This is a genomic window from Pseudomonas sp. PVC-5-1 (genome assembly GCF_057444345.1).
In genome coordinates this window covers 3,323,876-3,338,365 of record NZ_CM172024.1, presented here as the reverse complement: position 1 = coordinate 3,338,365, position 14,490 = coordinate 3,323,876, and the positions used below count along the sequence as shown (strand labels likewise).

Below are 14,490 nucleotides of genomic sequence, written 5' to 3'. Positions count from 1 at the left end.
TTGCCGGCGATGGGCTGCGCAGCAGCCCCATGCGGGCTTTGGATCCATTCCCATTCGCAAAAACCCCGTGCGTTTCGCCTGACCTTGAGTACAATCGTCAGCTTTTTCCGGGCCTCCCGCCCCGCTGGAACTCTCGATGCTGATCGGTAGCTACTCCTCTTCGCTGGTGTTGATTTCGCTGTGCGTGGCGATCCTGGCGTCCTATACCGCCCTTGACCTGACCGGCCGCATCGCCACGGCCAAAGGCCGGGCTGCCTGGCTGTGGATGGGGGGTGGCGCGCTGGCGATGGGCATCGGCGTATGGTCGATGCATTTCATCGGCATGCTCGCCTTCAGCCTGCCCATCGACCTGGGCTACGACCTTGCCCTGACCGCGTTCTCGCTGCTGATCGCCGTCTTGTCTTCAGGCTTTGCCTTGTGGCTGGTCAGCCAGCCGAGCCTGCCCTGGCTGCAGTTGGGGTTTGGTGCGCTGATCATGGGCGCCGGCATCGCCTGTATGCATTACACCGGTATGGCCGCGCTGCGCATGCTGCCGGGCATCGACTATGACCCGACGCTGTTCGGGGCCTCGCTGCTGATTGCCGTGGCCGCCTCGGCAGCGGCGTTGTGGATCGCCTTCCGGCTGCGCGCGCATACTCCTTATGTGAGGCAGATTCGCGGCCTGGCGGCAGTGGTGATGGGCTTTGCCATCGTTGGCATGCACTACACCGGCATGGCCGCGGCGAATTTCCCCGAAGGCAGCTTCTGCGGTGCGCTGGCAGCGGGAGGCCTGCAAGGCGACGGCCTGGTCTACCTGGTGCTGATCACCACGCTGGCGGTACTGGCGGTGGCCTTGCTCACCTCGGTACTGGATGCCCGCCTGGAGGCACGCACCGCCGAGCTGGCCCGTTCGCTGACCCTGGCCAACCAGGAACTGACCCAGCTGGCCCTGCACGACACGCTCACCGACCTGCCCAACCGTACGTTGCTGGCCGACCGCATCGAGCAGGCCATTGCCAAGGTAGCGGAGCAGGGCGGCTGCTTTGCCCTGATGTTCATCGACCTGGACGGCTTCAAGCCAGTCAACGATGCCTTCGGCCACCACATCGGCGACTTGCTGCTCAAGGCCGTGGCGGCGCGCCTGCGCGGGCATCTGCACAGCCAGGACACGTTGGCGCGCATCGGCGGCGACGAATTCGTGCTGCTGGTGGAGCTGCGCGAGCCGAACGACGCCATGGATGTGGCGGTCAAGCAGGTCAACCTGGTGTCACGGCCATTCCGCGTGGCCGAGCATGACCTGCAGCTGACGGCGAGCCTGGGCATCGTCCTGTACCCGGGCAATGGCCTGGACCAGCATGAGCTGCTGCGCAATGCCGACGCTGCCATGTATCACGCCAAGAGCGCCGGCAAGAATGGCTACAGTTTCTTCGACGCGTCGATGAACAGCAACGCCCGCCAGCAATTGCAGCTACTGCAGGACCTGCGCCAGGCCCTGGAGCAGCGCCAGTTCCGCCTGCACTACCAGCCCAAGTTCGACGCCCAGAATTGCCAGCCGATCGGTGCCGAGGCCTTGCTGCGCTGGGAGCACCCTCAGCAGGGCCTGTTGCTGCCCGACCGTTTCATCGGCCTGGCAGAAAAGACCGGCCTGATCATCCCCATTGGCGAATGGGTGCTCATCGAGGCCTGCCGGCAGATGCGCCAGTGGCTGGACCAGGGGCACCACGGCTGGCGCATGGCGGTGAACCTGTCGGCCATCCAGTTCTGCCATGCCGGGCTGGTCGAGAGCGTGGCCCGAGCCCTGCAGCAGAACAGCCTGCCGGCCAACTGCCTGACCCTGGAAATTACCGAAACCACCGCCATGCACGACGCCGATGCCAGCCTTACGGTGCTGCAGCGGCTGTCCGACATGGGCGTGGACCTGTCTATCGATGACTTCGGCACCGGCTATTCCAGCCTGATGTACCTCAAGCGCCTGCCGGCCAACGAGCTGAAGATCGACCGCGGTTTCGTGCGCGACCTGGAGCAGGACAGCGACGATGCGGCGATCGTTTCGGCAATCGTGGCGCTGGGCCAGGCGCTGGGGCTGCGCATCGTTGCCGAAGGGGTGGAGACTGACAGGCAGCAGGACTTCCTGACCCGCCTGGGCTGCGATTCGCTGCAAGGCTACCTGCTGGGCCAGCCGGTGCCGGCCGAGCAGTTCATGGGCAAGTTGCAGGCCATGCGCCAGGAAAGCACCGCAGCGGGCTAGACCGCGTCGCGCAAGGTGAAGGCGGGCATGAAGGTATCCATCTCCGCCTCGACGGCCTCGATGATGCGCTCTACGTCGGCGGCGGCCATGATTGCCGAGCAGGGAATGCCTGCGATCGCCAGCAGGGTTTCGCCGGTGGCGCGGTCGAACAGCCGCGCGACCATGCTGCGCGGCGCATCCATGCTGGCTTCGAAGCCCAGCGGGTGGAAATGCCAGCGCATCACCTGGCAGGCGTTGGGGAACGTCATCTTGTTCATGCCAGCCTCCTTGTCCGTACCTGGACGTGGTGAGCGGGTGGCCACATCGATGCGGCCGCCGGGAAGGTAACCATAGCACCTGTCACGGAGTATTCTCGGCTGCAAATACGACAAATGTGCTAATGCATGACAGCGGTCACATCCTTGTGAGGGACGGCAACTTGGAGACCGGCGCTCTGGCAAACGTTTTCCGCGTGCGATGGCGGCAGATATTCCGATGAACTCTGCAGGGGCAATTGATACTGTGACATGGTCCTTTCGGACGAGCGGCATTGCTCCTCAGCCGACGGGAGGACGTTGAAGTGAATAACCGGGCGAGTAGTTTGCCATCGCAGAGGTAGTATCCATGGGATTCCTGATGGTTCCCGTCGTCATCCATGTAACGACCGTCTCCAGGATTGAAGCTCCTGACATGGCGAGCGTCATGCCCCCGAGAGTTAGCTCAGCAGGGTGGATTTGTTGAGTGATTACAGCCCGGAGGCCGATATTCTGTGCTTGCAAGACGGCCTGATCCATCATTTGTATCAGTTGTGCAAGGTTCATTTCCGGAGCTTGGTGCGGCTGCGGGGCCTGGTGATTATCTTGTGGCTCTCTTTGCGGCCGGTCCTGCGGGCGTTGTGCTCCTTGCTGCTGTCGTTGCTCGGCCCTTTGTTGAGCTCTGGGAGGGCGTCGGGTAGTAAAACCTTGGTATGCGCGGAAGCTATTTTTCGTGACGCCATCTGTTCTGGCCTGTGCCATTGGTCGAAGCGGCTTTTTGCGACGGCCCGTTGGATCGGTGAAATTTATAGGGTCATCTTGGCAGTAGACATAACAGTTCAGACCGCCGTAATGGAAAGGCGAAAAGCTGTCTGGTTGGTAAAAGCGCATTAGTAAAGGGCTATAGACTCTATGGCCATTTCCAAGCGAATAGGTTCTGGAAGCAGCGTCATAGAGAACTCCAGTAAAACCTAACAAGCTTTCAACGGAATTCGGCTTACTAACCCCATAAGGTGAATACACCTGTTGCGATGGCGTTGCAGCCGTGCCCATGATCGTACTTGCGGTGTCGGCTTGAATCAGCAAACTTTTCGAACCAGCCGTTTTCATGGCTAACCCTTTTACACTTCGGCCATCAAGAGTCTCTTGGTGGCCGAACGGTTGCAACTAGCAGAATTGATGGGAGGCTCAGCCCAGCAGGCCAGCAGCGATATTGATGGTGAATCCCAAAATCGCCGTATTGAACACGAACCCCACCAGCGAATGCGCCAGCACCACCCGCCGCAAGTCCCGCCCGGCGACGCCCACATCGGAGGTTTGCACGGCCATGCTGATGGTGAACGAGAAGTAGTGAAAGTCCCAGTAATCGGGGTTGCGTTCGCCATCGGTGAAGCGCAGCGGCGGTTCGTGGTTTTGTCCGGTATAGAACAGCCGCGCGTAGTGCAGGCTGAAAATGCAGCCGATCAACAGCCATGAGCCGGCCACGGTCAGGCCGGTATAGAGGTAGTGCAGGGCCAGCGCCGTGCCTTGCAGGCCACGGCTGGACACCAGTTGCAAGGTGACGGCGGCGAGGCTGGCGATGGCGGCGATACACACGGTAAGCAGGACCAGGCCGGCGTTTTCGTCTTCGACGCGGGCGATCTTGCGTACCTTTTCCGCATTGGCGCTCCAGCTCAGGTAGAGCACCAGCAGCAGGTATAGCCACACGCCAAGGTTCCAGCCGGCGAGGATGTGCTGAACGCTGTCGCCGGCTGGGATCAGCCAGGCGCCGAGCAGGCCGACCACAGTGGCGATGCTCAGGCGCGGGTGGGTGTGGGTCAGGCGGTGGAAAGCCATGGGGTCTCGTTTTCGAGTGTATGGGTACCACTCTAGCCGGTCATTACAGAGATGAGGGACATGCGCGGGTCCATTGTGGGAGCGGGCGAGCCCGCGAAGCAGGCACCGCGGTGGCTGGCAAGTACCCTGTGGGAGCGGCTTTAGCCGCGAACACCGGCGCAGCCGGTGCCATGCACCGCGTTGGGTTCTTCGCGGCTAAAGCCGCTCCCACAGGGTATGCGGTATGCCCACTGATTCTTTGCTGCCGCCCATCGCACGGCATTGCAACTCTCAGTACACTGCACGCTCCAACACCAACATCCGTTGAACTCGAGGTTACTGCATGACGCTCAGTCCTTTGGCAGGCAAGCCGGCTCCGGCCAGCGCGCTGGTCGATATTCCCCGACTGCTCACCGCCTACTACACCGGCCGCCCCGACGCTGCCGTGGCGGCCCAGCGGGTGGCCTTCGGCACCTCTGGGCACCGTGGCACTTCGCTTGAATTGAGCTTCAACGAGTACCACGTCCTGGCCATTACCCAGGCCATCTGCCTGTATCGCCAGGAGAAGGGCATCGATGGCCCGCTGTTCATCGGCGCTGACACCCACGCACTGTCGGCACCGGCTACCGCCAGCGCCCTGGAAGTGCTGGCTGCCAATGGCGTGCAGGTAATGTTGTCCAAGGACGACGAATACACGCCAACACCAGCGGTTTCCCATGCCATCCTCTGCCATAACCGTGGCCGCGAGCAGGGCCTGGCCGACGGCATCGTCATCACCCCGTCGCACAACCCGCCGCAAAGCGGTGGCTTCAAGTACAACCCGCCCAATGGCGGCCCGGCCGACAGCGACGTGACCAAGTGGATCGAGGCCAAGGCCAACGAACTGCTGGCTGCTGACCTGGCGGGCGTCAAGCGCATGGACCATGCCCAGGCGCTGCAGGCATCCACCACCCAGCGTCACGACTACGTGAGCAACTACGTGGCCGACCTGGAAAACGTCATCGACTTCGACGTCATCCGCGCTGCCAAGCTGCGCCTGGGCGTCGATCCGCTGGGCGGGGCAGGGGTGCGCTACTGGTCGGCGATCGCCAAGCATTACCAGCTCGACCTGGAAGTGGTGAACACCGAGGTCGACCCGACCTTCCGCTTCATGACTGTCGACTGGGACGGCCAGATCCGCATGGACCCGTCTTCGCCCTATGCCATGCAGGGCCTGATCGGCCTGCGCGAACGCTTCGACGTGGCTTTCGCCTGCGACCCGGACCACGATCGCCATGGCATCGTCACCCCCGATGGCCTGCTGCAGCCGAACAACTACCTGGCCGTGGCCATCGACTACCTGTACCGCCACCGCCCGCAATGGCGCAGCGATGCCGCCGTCGGCAAGACCGTGGTGTCCAGTGGCCTGATCGATCGCGTCACCCAGCGCCTGGGCCGTGAACTGTACGAAGTGCCGGTGGGCTTCAAGTTCTTCGCCCAGGGCCTGTTCGACGGCACGCTGGGCTTTGGTGGCGAGGAAAGTGCGGGGGCTTCGTTCCTGCGCCGCGATGGCTCGGTCTGGGCCACCGACAAGGACGGGCTGATCCCGGCCTTGCTGGCTGCCGAGATGACCGCCCGCACCGGGCGCAACCCGAGCCAGGCCTACGCCGACCTGACCGAGGCGCTGGGCAAGCCGTTCGCCACCCGTGTCGAAGCCAAGGCCGATGCCCGGCAGAAGGCTTTGCTGAGCAAGCTGGCGCCGGAGCAGGTGAAGTCGACCGAGCTGGCGGGTGAGCCGATCGTGCAGATCCTCAGCCATGCACCGGGCAACGGCCAGGCGATCGGCGGGCTGAAGGTGATGACCGCCAATGGCTGGTTCGCCGCGCGCCCTTCGGGCACCGAGGATATCTACAAGATCTACGCCGAAAGCTTCATCGACGAGGCGCACCTGCAGCGCCTGGTGCAGGAAGCGCAAGTGCTGGTGGATGCGGCGATTGCCTGACTGGTAACAAACCGCTTGGTTCTGTGGTGTACTGTAAATTAGAATTAATCTTATTTACGCCACCGCAGGGCCTTCCCCATGATCGACGCCGCGCCGCCACCGGAGCATAGCCTGCCTGCCCTGTACCGGGAACACCGCGGCTGGCTGGAAACCTGGCTGCGGCGGCGCATGGGCAATGCCTGGGATGCCGCCGACCTCAGCCAGGATACCTTCCTGCGTATCCTGGCCAGCGCCCAGCCGCTGGCAGACATTCGCGAACCGCGTGCCTACCTGCTGACCGTGGGCAAGCGCCTGCTGAGCAACTTCCACCAGCGGCGCAGCCTGGAACAAGCCTACCTCGATGCACTGGCGCAGTTGCCCGAGCAGCATGTACCCTCGCCAGAGCAGCGTTGGGTACTGCTGGAAACCCTGCAAGCCCTCGACGAGTTGCTCGACGGCCTCAAGGCGCCGGTACGCAAGGCCTTTCTCTGGAGCCAGCTGGAGGGCCTGGGCTATGCCGAGATCGGCAAGCGCCTGGGCGTTTGCGAGCGTTCGGTCAAACGCTACATGGCGCAGGCCTACGAGCATTGCCTGCTGGCCGAACTGTAATGACCAGCCATTCCCCCGAAACCCGCGAGGCACTGCAGGCCGCCGCGCGCTGGCTGGCACTGGTGGACTCTGGCGCTGCCAGCGAGGGTGACCTGCAGCGCCTGGAACAATGGCGCACCAGCAGCACCTTGCACGAACACGCCTGGCAAAAGGCACTGCTGTTGCGCCAGCGCTTTTCCGCGCTACCCGGCGCATTGGCCATGGCCACCCTGGACCGCCCGGATAGCGGCCGCCGGGCGCTGCTCAAGCAGGCCCTGGGCGTGGCGGTATTGTTGCCGGCGGCCTGGCTGGCAAGCCGCGAACTGCCGCTGGAGGCCTGGGCCGCCGACATGCACACCGCGGTCGGGGAGCGCCGGCAGGTGCTGCTGAGCGATGGCACATTCGTGCAGTTGAACACCGACAGTGCGGTGGATATCGACCTGGGCGCGCGTCGCCTGGCATTGCTGCGTGGCGAAGTGGCAGTCAGGTTGCCCGGCAACCTGAGCCTGACGTTGCAGGTGCCCTATGGCCAGGTCGCGCTGGATGCTGGCGAGGTGTGCTTGCGCCTGGTCGATCAGGCTTGCCGGGTATCGGTGCTCAAGGGCACGGCCAACCTGCAGCCGCGGCAAGGCCCGGCGCTGCTGCTGCAGGCCGGGCAGCAGGCCAGCCTGCAAGTGGCCGGGGTTGGCCCTGTCATCGGTCTGGACGCATGGCTGCTGGGCTGGCGCGAAGGGGTGCTGCGCCTGGAGGATCGCCCCTTGGGCGAGCTGCTGCACGAGCTGCGCAGGTACCGCCCCGGCGTGCTGCGCTGGGCGCCCGAACTGGAGGCCCTGCGCGTGACCGGTACGTTCCGCCTCGACGACACCGACCGGGTGCTGGCCTTGCTCGCCGCCAGCCTGCCGTTGCAGGTGCACACGCGCACGCGTTACTGGGTGAGCCTGGCCGCGCGGGAAAATCGCGCATGAGGCTGTCCCCTTTTTTTCGCTCACCGGTCATTACCGGTAGGAGCAAATAAAGGGGAGCCTTGTTCAATGCCTGTTGTCATGTCCAGCCGCCTGCGCCCACTGGCGCGTGCGGCACATCCGTTGTTCGCCATGAGCCTGTTGTTGTGTACACCGGCCTGGGCCGATGAACCTGCCCGGCGCAGCTATCAGGTGTCAGCCGCCAGCCTGGGTGCGGCACTTACCCAGTTTGCCGACCAGGCCGGGGTCAGCCTGTCGCTGGACCCGGCGCTGGTCAACGGCCGGCAGAGCAATGGCCTTTCCGGCAGCTACAGCGTCGACGAAGGCTTCACCCAGCTGCTGCGCGGCAGCGGCCTGCAGTTGCTGCCGGTGGGCGAGGGCGCTTTCACATTGATGCCGGCACCCCAGGCGGGTGGTGCGCTTGAAATCGCCCCGACCAGCATCGTCGGTGGCCTGGCCGCAGGCAACGAAACGCAACCCTATGCCGGTGGCCAGGTGGCCCGTGAGGGTTCACAGGGCCTGCTCGGCACGCGCGACTTCATGGAAACCCCGTTCAGCATCACCAGCTACACCAGCGAACTGGTGAAGAACCAGCAGGCGCGAACCTTGGGCGAGCTGATCGCCAGCGACCCATCGGTACGCGCCACCAACCCGGCGGGTGGGCGCTTCGAGCAGTTCACCATTCGCGGCTTCAGCCTGTTCAACAGTGATGTGGCCTACAACGGCCTGTACGGCATCCTGCCGACCTACTCGATCGACATGGAAATGGCTGACCGGGTCGACATCATCAAAGGCCCCAGCCAGCTGATCAACGGCATTTCGCCGCGAGGCAGTGTCGGCGGCGGCATCAATGTGCAGCCCAAGCGGGCCGGCGACCAGCCGCTCACCGAGTTTACCGGCAGCTATGCCTCGGCCGGCCAGGCAGGCGGTGCGGTGGACGTTGGTCGGCGCTTTGGCGAAGGCCAGCAGTTCGGCGTGCGCTTCAATGGCGTGAAACAGGCGGGCGATACCGAATGGGAGCACCAGCGAGTCGAACGTGAAATGGCGGTGTTGGGCCTGGACTTTCGCGGCGAGCGCCTGCGGCTTTCGGCGGACCTTGGCCATACCGAGCGCGATACCGATGCACCGCAGGAGCGGGTGCTGGTCGGTGCCAATGCCAAGGTGCCGGATGCCAACGACGTACGCCACAACTACGCCCAGGCCTGGAGCAAGGCGCGCACCAACGACACCTTCGGTGCGCTGCATGCCGAGTACGATATCAGCGAGTCGCTGCTGGCCTATGGCGCGGTCGGCGCGCGCAAGAGCAACCATGACTTCCTGCGCCACAACGTGTCCATCAGCAACGATGCCGGCGACTTCACCGTGCAGCCGCGCGACTTCACCCGGGATGAAAGCGTGCGTACCGCCATGGCCGGCGTGCGCAACTGGTTCCATACCGGGCCGGTCAGCCACGAGCTGAACCTGGCCGCCACCTACTTCTACATGGACTTCACCAACGGCGGCGCCCGCTATGCCTCGGCGCCCAGCAACCTCTACCACCCGGTGGCCACGCCGACACCGGGCACGCCAACCCGCATCGACCCCGAGGTGTACACGGAAAACCGCTTTTCCGGCGTGGCCCTGGCCGACACTCTGGGCTTCTTCGACGACCGCCTGCTGCTGACCCTGGGCGCGCGCTGGCAGCGGGTGCAGGTGGATGACTGGAGCGACGGCATCAAGGGGGATACCGCCTACGATGAAGAGAAGGTGTCGCCCTCGGGCGGCGTGCTGCTCAAGGTTACCGACCAGCTGTCGTTGTATGCCAACTACATGGAGGGCCTGAGCCAGGGCAAGATTGCGCCGTCGACATCGGTCAACGAAGACCAGATCTTCCCGCCGTTCACCAGCCGCCAGGTCGAGGTGGGGGCCAAGTACGACCTGGGCCAGGTCGCCTTTACCGCCAGTGCCTTCCGCATCCGCCAGCCCGCCTATGAAACCAACCCCACATCGCGGGTGTTCGGCCCCAATGGCAAGCGCGACAACCGCGGTATCGAACTGAGCGTGTTCGGCGAGCCCGTGCAAGGCGTGCGTGTGCTGGGCGGGGTGATGTATATCGACAGCGAACTGACCGACACCATCGGTGGCGCCTACGATGGCAACCGCGCGCCGGCCACGCCCGAGTACAACGTCAACCTCGGCGCAGAATGGGATGTGCCTGGGGTGAACGGCCTGACCCTGACGGCGCGGGGCATCCACTCGAGCTCGCAGTACCTGGACCAGAACAACAGCAAGCAGATCGACGGTTGGGAGCGTTACGACGTGGGTGCGCGTTATGCGTTCAAGGTGGATGCCACTCAGGTGACCTTGCGTGCCAGTGTCGAGAATGTGCTGGACGACCGCTACTGGAGCTCGGCCGGAGCTTCGGATGACAGCGAGCCGGGGCTGACGCTGTCTACGCCGCGTACCTACCTGCTGTCGGCGACAGTGGGTTTCTAGCAGGTTCGGTATGTGCGGGCTTGATGCCCTGATGCCTGTCAGATCAAGCAATCGGGGGCCGCCTTGCGGCCCATCGCCGGCAAGCCGGGCTCCCACAGGGATTTCGCAAGCATTGAGGTCTGCGCCGTACCTGTGGGAGCCCGGCTTGCCGGCGATGGGCTGCGCAGCAGCCCCAAGAACACTGACTGACAAATATCAGGGCAAGCCCGCTCCCGGTGATCCCGCTAGGCTTGGTCAGGCACCACGGCGATCACATCGATCTCCATCAGCCACTCGGCCTGGGCCAACCCGGCCACCACCAGCCCGGTGGAAATCGGGAACACGCCCTTGAGCCACTTGCCTACCTCCTTGTACACCGGCTCGCGGAAGCGCGGGTCGGTGATGTAGGTGGTGGTCTTGACGATGTGCGACAGGTCCGAGCCGGCTTCTTCGAGCAGTTGCTTGACGTTCTTCATTGCCTGCTCGGCCTGCGCCCGAGGGTCACCCAGGCCCACCAGGTTGCCTTCGAAGTCGGTGCCGACCTGGCCGCGCACGTAGATGGTGTTGCCGGCGCGCACCGCCTGGCACAGGTCGTTGTCCAGGGTCTGGTTGGGGTAGGTGGCCTTGGTGTTGAACATGCGGATGCGGGTATGAGTAGGCATCAGTGGGCTCCGAGGGTGCTGACGTTGCTGATCTTGGGTTGCTGCTGCTCATCCGCTGCGCGTTGTTCGCGGTCGCGGTAGGCGGCATAGGTGCGTTGCGTGGCGATGTGGCCGGCGACGTGCTTGGCGTCGTGCCACACGCCCCAGATGAACGACGAGCCACGGCGCGACAGCCACGGCAGGCCAAGGAAGTACACACCCGGCTCGCGGGCCACGCCGCGTTGGTGCTGGGGCTTGCCGTTGGCGTCGAAGGTGTCTACCTGCAGCCAGCTGAAGTCGACACCGTAACCGGTGGCCCAGATGATGCTGGTGACGCCGGCCTTGGCCAGGTCCAGTTGCTGCAGCGGGTTGCGCATGCACTCCGGGTCGGCCAGGCGTTTGCGGGCTTCGGGCTCTTCCGGCAGGTCCAGGCCGTTGCGTTCGATGTAGGCATCGGCGGCATCCAGCAGGGCCAGGTAGTTTTCGTCGCCGCGGTTGATGTTCTCGACCAGGTTGTCCTGGAAGCGCGCCACGCCGTTCTCGAACGACTGGGTCAGGCCGACCAGGGTCATGCCCTGGTGGGCGAGGGCGCGGAAGTCCACGGTGTGGCCGCCACGGGCGCCACTGACGGCAATGGTCACGTGCTCGCGGCCAGGCTTGGCGATTTCCGCATCCCACTCACCCAGCACGCCCAGCCACCAGCAGAAGTCGCGGTTGCGGTAAGCGCGTGGCGGGCGATCGTGGGCGCCGACCGAGAGGTACACCTGGCGCCCGGCACGCATCAGTTCTTCGGCGATCTGCACGCCCGAGGAACCCGCGCCGACCACCAGGACAGCGCCTTCTGGCAACTGCTCGGGGTTGTAATAGGCAGCGGAGTGGATCTGGTGCAGGTTGCTGTCTTTCGGCGCGATGGCCGGGATCACCGGCTTCTGGAACGGGCCGGTGGCGGCGACCACGCGGTTGGCGCGAATCACGCCTTCATTGGTTTCGATGGTAAAACCGGGGCGGTCGCTGTTGCGCAGCACTTTCTTCACTTCGATGCCGGTGCGTACGGGCAGGTTGTACTTGCGTACGTACTGCTCGAAGTAGTCGGCCACCTGGTCCTTGCCGGCGAAGGCGTCGGCGTCGAGGTTGAATTCCAGCCCCGGGAAGCGGTCGTGCCATACCGGGCCGTTGGCCACCAGCGAGTCCCAGCGGCCGGTGCGCCAGGCCTCGGCGATACGCTTGCGCTCCAGCACCAGGTGCGGCACGCCAAGCTTGCTCAGGTGTTCGCTCATGGCCACGCCGGCCTGGCCGGCGCCGACGACGAGGGTGTCGATTTCGAGGTTGTTCAGTGTCATGTCCGAGCCCTTGTTCAGGCGGTTTTTGTCAGGTCGGTTTGGAGGACCGCCGTTGCCTGGGGCCAGACTAGGGATGCCGTGGAAATGGCGAAAATAGTATTTAGCTGGGGCTTGCCGATAAAACGGCGAAGGCCCTGGATTCTGTGGCTTGCGAGTTGGACGCCAAGGGACCGCGCGCTGTGCCGACAGGAATAATTGGCCCGAAACAGATGTAGGAGCAGCCTTGTGCTGCGAAGCGCCGCGCGGGCGGCGCTCGATCTCAGCCAGAGCAAAGTTTTTTCCTGCCTAACCCCTCGGAAAAAGGTCGTTTCGCCGGCCGAAAGGTTCAACCCAGAATGCCGTGTATCGCACAGCACAACAGGAACCATGACATGACTTTTTCCATCATCGGTCGTTGCCAGGAAACCGGCCAGGTCGGTATCGCCATCAGCTCTTCGAGCATCGCCGTGGGCGCCCGCTGCCCGTGGGTGCGTGCCGGTGTGGGCGCGGTCGCCACCCAGAACATCACCTTGCCGGCGCTGGGCCCGCAGATTCTCGATGCCCTGGAACAGGGCCAGTTGCCGCCTGCCGCTGCGCTGGACCGGGTGCTGAGCGCCAACGGCTGGAGCGAGTACCGCCAGCTCACGGTGATCGACAGCCATGGCCAGGTCGCGCTGTTCACTGGCAAGGAAGCCCTGGGCACGCACCACGCCGTGGCCGGTGAGCAATGTGCGGCGGCAGGCAACCTGTTGGCCTCGACCCAGGTGATCGAGGCGATGGTGCAGGCCTTTGAACAAGCCGGCGGGCATCTGGCCGACCGCCTGCTGGCGGCCATGCACGCGGCGATGGCCGCAGGCGGCGAGGCGGGGCCTGTGCACTCGGCGGCGTTGAAGATTGCCGGCGAGCTGACCTGGCCGCTGGTGGACCTGCGTGTGGACTGGGCCGAAGCAGACCCGATCGGTGTGCTCGATGGCCTGTGGCAGGCATATCGGCCGCAGATGCAGGACTACGTCACCCGCGCCCTCAACCCGACTGCCGCGCCAAGCTACGGGGTGCCGGGCGATGAGTGAATTTGCCAGTCGCGCGCTGCTGGCCAGGCTGATCGGCTTTGCCACGGTCAGCCGGGATTCCAACCTCGAACTGATCAGCTTCATCCGCGACTACCTGGCCGAGTTGGGGGTGGAAAGCGAACTGTTCCATAACCCGGAAGGTACCAAGGCCAACCTGTTCGCCACCATCGGCCCCCGGGATGTTGGCGGCGTGGTGTTGTCCGGGCATACCGATGTGGTGCCGGTGGACGGCCAGGCCTGGACAGTCGAGCCGTTTGCCCTGAGTGAGCGCGGCGGGCGGCTGTATGGTCGCGGTACGGCCGACATGAAGGGCTTCATCGCTTCGGTGCTGGCGGCTGTACCGGCGTTTCTCGCACAGCCGTTGCGCATGCCGGTGCACCTGGCGTTCTCCTACGACGAGGAAGTCGGCTGCCTGGGGGTGCGCTCGATGCTGGCCGCGCTGGAGCAGCGCCCGCACAAGCCACGGCTGTGCCTGATTGGCGAACCCACCGAACTCAAGCCGGTGCTGGGGCACAAGGGCAAGCTGGCGATGCGTTGCCAGGTGCATGGTGCGGCCTGCCACTCGGCGTACGCGCCGTATGGGGTGAATGCCATCGAGTATGCGGCGAAGCTGATCGGCAAGCTGGGTGATATCGGTGATGCCCTGGCGTTGCCGGAGCATCACGACGAGCGCTTCGACCCACCGTTCTCCACTGTGCAGACCGGTGTGATCAAAGGGGGCAGGGCGCTGAACATCGTGCCGGCGGAATGCGAATTCGATTTCGAAGTACGGGCTTTGCCGGGGTTCGAGGCGCAGGCAGTGGCCGACCAGTTGCAAACCTATGCCGAGGCCGAATTGCTGCCACGCATGCGCAAGGTCAATGCCGCCAGCGCCATTCGCCTGCAGCCGTTGAGTGCATATCCGGGGCTGGCCACGCCAGCGGATAGCGAGGCGGCTCGCCTGGTGGCGTTGCTCAGTGGTTCGGATGAGTTCGGTACCGTGGCGTTTGGTACCGAAGGTGGGCTGTTCGACCAGGCGGGCATCCCGACTGTGGTGTGCGGGCCTGGGAGCATGGACCAGGGGCACAAGCCGGATGAGTTCGTCAGTGTCGAGCAGTTGCGGGGGTGTGATGCCATGTTGCTGAGGTTGGTGGATTACCTCAGGCAGGGTTGATTGCGCTGGCCTCTTCGCGGGCACGCCCGCTCCCACAGGTACAGCACCGCCAGGCCAGCCGGTGATAC

Annotated in this window: 12 protein-coding genes; 7 read left to right on the top strand and 5 right to left on the bottom strand. The window is 64.4% G+C overall.

Going from position 1 to position 14,490, the window contains the following annotated elements; all coding sequences use genetic code 11:
• Nucleotides 1-136 precede the first annotated feature (136 nt).
• Nucleotides 137-2,227: a putative bifunctional diguanylate cyclase/phosphodiesterase gene (locus tag AC2T3R_RS15080; protein ID WP_486743861.1), complete on the top strand. Its 2,091-nt coding sequence runs from the start codon at nt 137-139 to the stop codon at nt 2,225-2,227.
• On the opposite strand, the gene AC2T3R_RS15075 is transcribed toward AC2T3R_RS15080, so the two are convergent.
• The 3 genes from AC2T3R_RS15075 to AC2T3R_RS15065 form a co-directional block, all read right to left on the bottom strand.
• Nucleotides 2,224-2,484 carry a DUF1652 domain-containing protein gene (locus AC2T3R_RS15075; RefSeq protein WP_013972974.1) on the bottom strand — a complete coding sequence of 87 codons (261 nt, stop codon included), beginning with the start codon at nt 2,482-2,484 and terminating at the stop codon, nt 2,224-2,226. The two genes, AC2T3R_RS15080 and AC2T3R_RS15075, sit on opposite strands and share 4 nt — an antisense overlap.
• A gap of 279 nt (nt 2,485-2,763) precedes the next feature.
• Nucleotides 2,764-3,570, bottom strand: a complete 807-nt coding sequence (locus tag AC2T3R_RS15070) for an RHS repeat-associated core domain-containing protein (protein WP_410953527.1) — start codon at nt 3,568-3,570, stop codon at nt 2,764-2,766.
• Between the two features lie 78 nt (nt 3,571-3,648).
• Nucleotides 3,649-4,296 (bottom strand): DUF1345 domain-containing protein, encoded by a 648-nt coding sequence (locus AC2T3R_RS15065; RefSeq protein WP_085665637.1) that lies wholly within the window; start codon nt 4,294-4,296, stop codon nt 3,649-3,651.
• Between the two features lie 322 nt (nt 4,297-4,618).
• Here AC2T3R_RS15065 and pgm point away from each other — a divergent pair, with 322 nt between their 5' ends.
• The 4 genes from pgm (at nt 4,619) to AC2T3R_RS15045 (ending at nt 10,260) form a co-directional block, all read left to right on the top strand.
• Nucleotides 4,619-6,256 carry a phosphoglucomutase (alpha-D-glucose-1,6-bisphosphate-dependent) gene (gene pgm, locus AC2T3R_RS15060; RefSeq protein WP_486743860.1) on the top strand — a complete coding sequence of 546 codons (1,638 nt, stop codon included), beginning with the start codon at nt 4,619-4,621 and terminating at the stop codon, nt 6,254-6,256.
• Nucleotides 6,257-6,334: 78 nt separating this feature from the next.
• Nucleotides 6,335-6,844 (top strand): sigma-70 family RNA polymerase sigma factor, encoded by a 510-nt coding sequence (locus AC2T3R_RS15055; protein WP_013972971.1) that lies wholly within the window; start codon nt 6,335-6,337, stop codon nt 6,842-6,844.
• Nucleotides 6,844-7,788, top strand: a complete 945-nt coding sequence (locus AC2T3R_RS15050) for a FecR domain-containing protein (RefSeq protein ID WP_486743859.1) — start codon at nt 6,844-6,846, stop codon at nt 7,786-7,788. The genes AC2T3R_RS15055 and AC2T3R_RS15050 overlap by 1 nt, the downstream gene beginning before the upstream one ends.
• Nucleotides 7,789-7,854: 66 nt before the next feature.
• Nucleotides 7,855-10,260, top strand: a complete 2,406-nt coding sequence (locus AC2T3R_RS15045; RefSeq protein ID WP_486743858.1) for a TonB-dependent siderophore receptor — start codon at nt 7,855-7,857, stop codon at nt 10,258-10,260.
• Nucleotides 10,261-10,484: 224 nt separating this feature from the next.
• Here the strand turns inward: AC2T3R_RS15045 and AC2T3R_RS15040 are convergent, their stop codons facing one another.
• Both AC2T3R_RS15040 and AC2T3R_RS15035 read right to left on the bottom strand, forming a co-directional pair.
• Entirely contained in the window at nt 10,485-10,901 is a 417-nt protein-coding gene (locus tag AC2T3R_RS15040) for a RidA family protein (protein WP_085599032.1), read from the bottom strand.
• Entirely contained in the window at nt 10,901-12,220 is a 1,320-nt protein-coding gene (locus tag AC2T3R_RS15035) for a flavin-containing monooxygenase (RefSeq protein WP_015270678.1), read from the bottom strand. The genes AC2T3R_RS15040 and AC2T3R_RS15035 overlap by 1 nt, the downstream gene beginning before the upstream one ends.
• 371 nt (nt 12,221-12,591) lie before the next feature.
• On the opposite strand from AC2T3R_RS15035, the gene AC2T3R_RS15030 reads away from it, so the two are divergent.
• Nucleotides 12,592-13,269 (top strand): DUF1028 domain-containing protein, encoded by a 678-nt coding sequence (locus AC2T3R_RS15030; RefSeq protein ID WP_013972966.1) that lies wholly within the window; start codon nt 12,592-12,594, stop codon nt 13,267-13,269.
• Nucleotides 13,262-14,422 carry an acetylornithine deacetylase gene (argE, locus tag AC2T3R_RS15025; RefSeq protein WP_486743857.1) on the top strand — a complete coding sequence of 387 codons (1,161 nt, stop codon included), beginning with the start codon at nt 13,262-13,264 and terminating at the stop codon, nt 14,420-14,422. Before AC2T3R_RS15030 ends, argE begins: the two co-directional genes overlap by 8 nt.
• The last annotated feature ends 68 nt before the right edge of the window (nt 14,423-14,490 follow it).

Excerpts from the sequence above, each read along its gene's own strand:
- AC2T3R_RS15080 (WP_486743861.1), top strand. The coding sequence starts at position 137 with ATGCTGATCGGTAGCTACTCCTCTTCGCTGGTGTTGATTTCGCTGTGC.
- AC2T3R_RS15075 (WP_013972974.1), bottom strand. The coding sequence starts at position 2,484 with ATGAACAAGATGACGTTCCCCAACGCCTGCCAGGTGATGCGCTGGCAT.
- AC2T3R_RS15070 (WP_410953527.1), bottom strand. The coding sequence starts at position 3,570 with ATGAAAACGGCTGGTTCGAAAAGTTTGCTGATTCAAGCCGACACCGCA.
- AC2T3R_RS15065 (WP_085665637.1), bottom strand. The coding sequence starts at position 4,296 with ATGGCTTTCCACCGCCTGACCCACACCCACCCGCGCCTGAGCATCGCC.
- pgm (WP_486743860.1), top strand. The coding sequence starts at position 4,619 with ATGACGCTCAGTCCTTTGGCAGGCAAGCCGGCTCCGGCCAGCGCGCTG.
- AC2T3R_RS15055 (WP_013972971.1), top strand. The coding sequence starts at position 6,335 with ATGATCGACGCCGCGCCGCCACCGGAGCATAGCCTGCCTGCCCTGTAC.
- AC2T3R_RS15050 (WP_486743859.1), top strand. The coding sequence starts at position 6,844 with ATGACCAGCCATTCCCCCGAAACCCGCGAGGCACTGCAGGCCGCCGCG.
- AC2T3R_RS15045 (WP_486743858.1), top strand. The coding sequence starts at position 7,855 with ATGCCTGTTGTCATGTCCAGCCGCCTGCGCCCACTGGCGCGTGCGGCA.
- AC2T3R_RS15040 (WP_085599032.1), bottom strand. The coding sequence starts at position 10,901 with ATGCCTACTCATACCCGCATCCGCATGTTCAACACCAAGGCCACCTAC.
- AC2T3R_RS15035 (WP_015270678.1), bottom strand. The coding sequence starts at position 12,220 with ATGACACTGAACAACCTCGAAATCGACACCCTCGTCGTCGGCGCCGGC.
- AC2T3R_RS15030 (WP_013972966.1), top strand. The coding sequence starts at position 12,592 with ATGACTTTTTCCATCATCGGTCGTTGCCAGGAAACCGGCCAGGTCGGT.
- argE (WP_486743857.1), top strand. The coding sequence starts at position 13,262 with ATGAGTGAATTTGCCAGTCGCGCGCTGCTGGCCAGGCTGATCGGCTTT.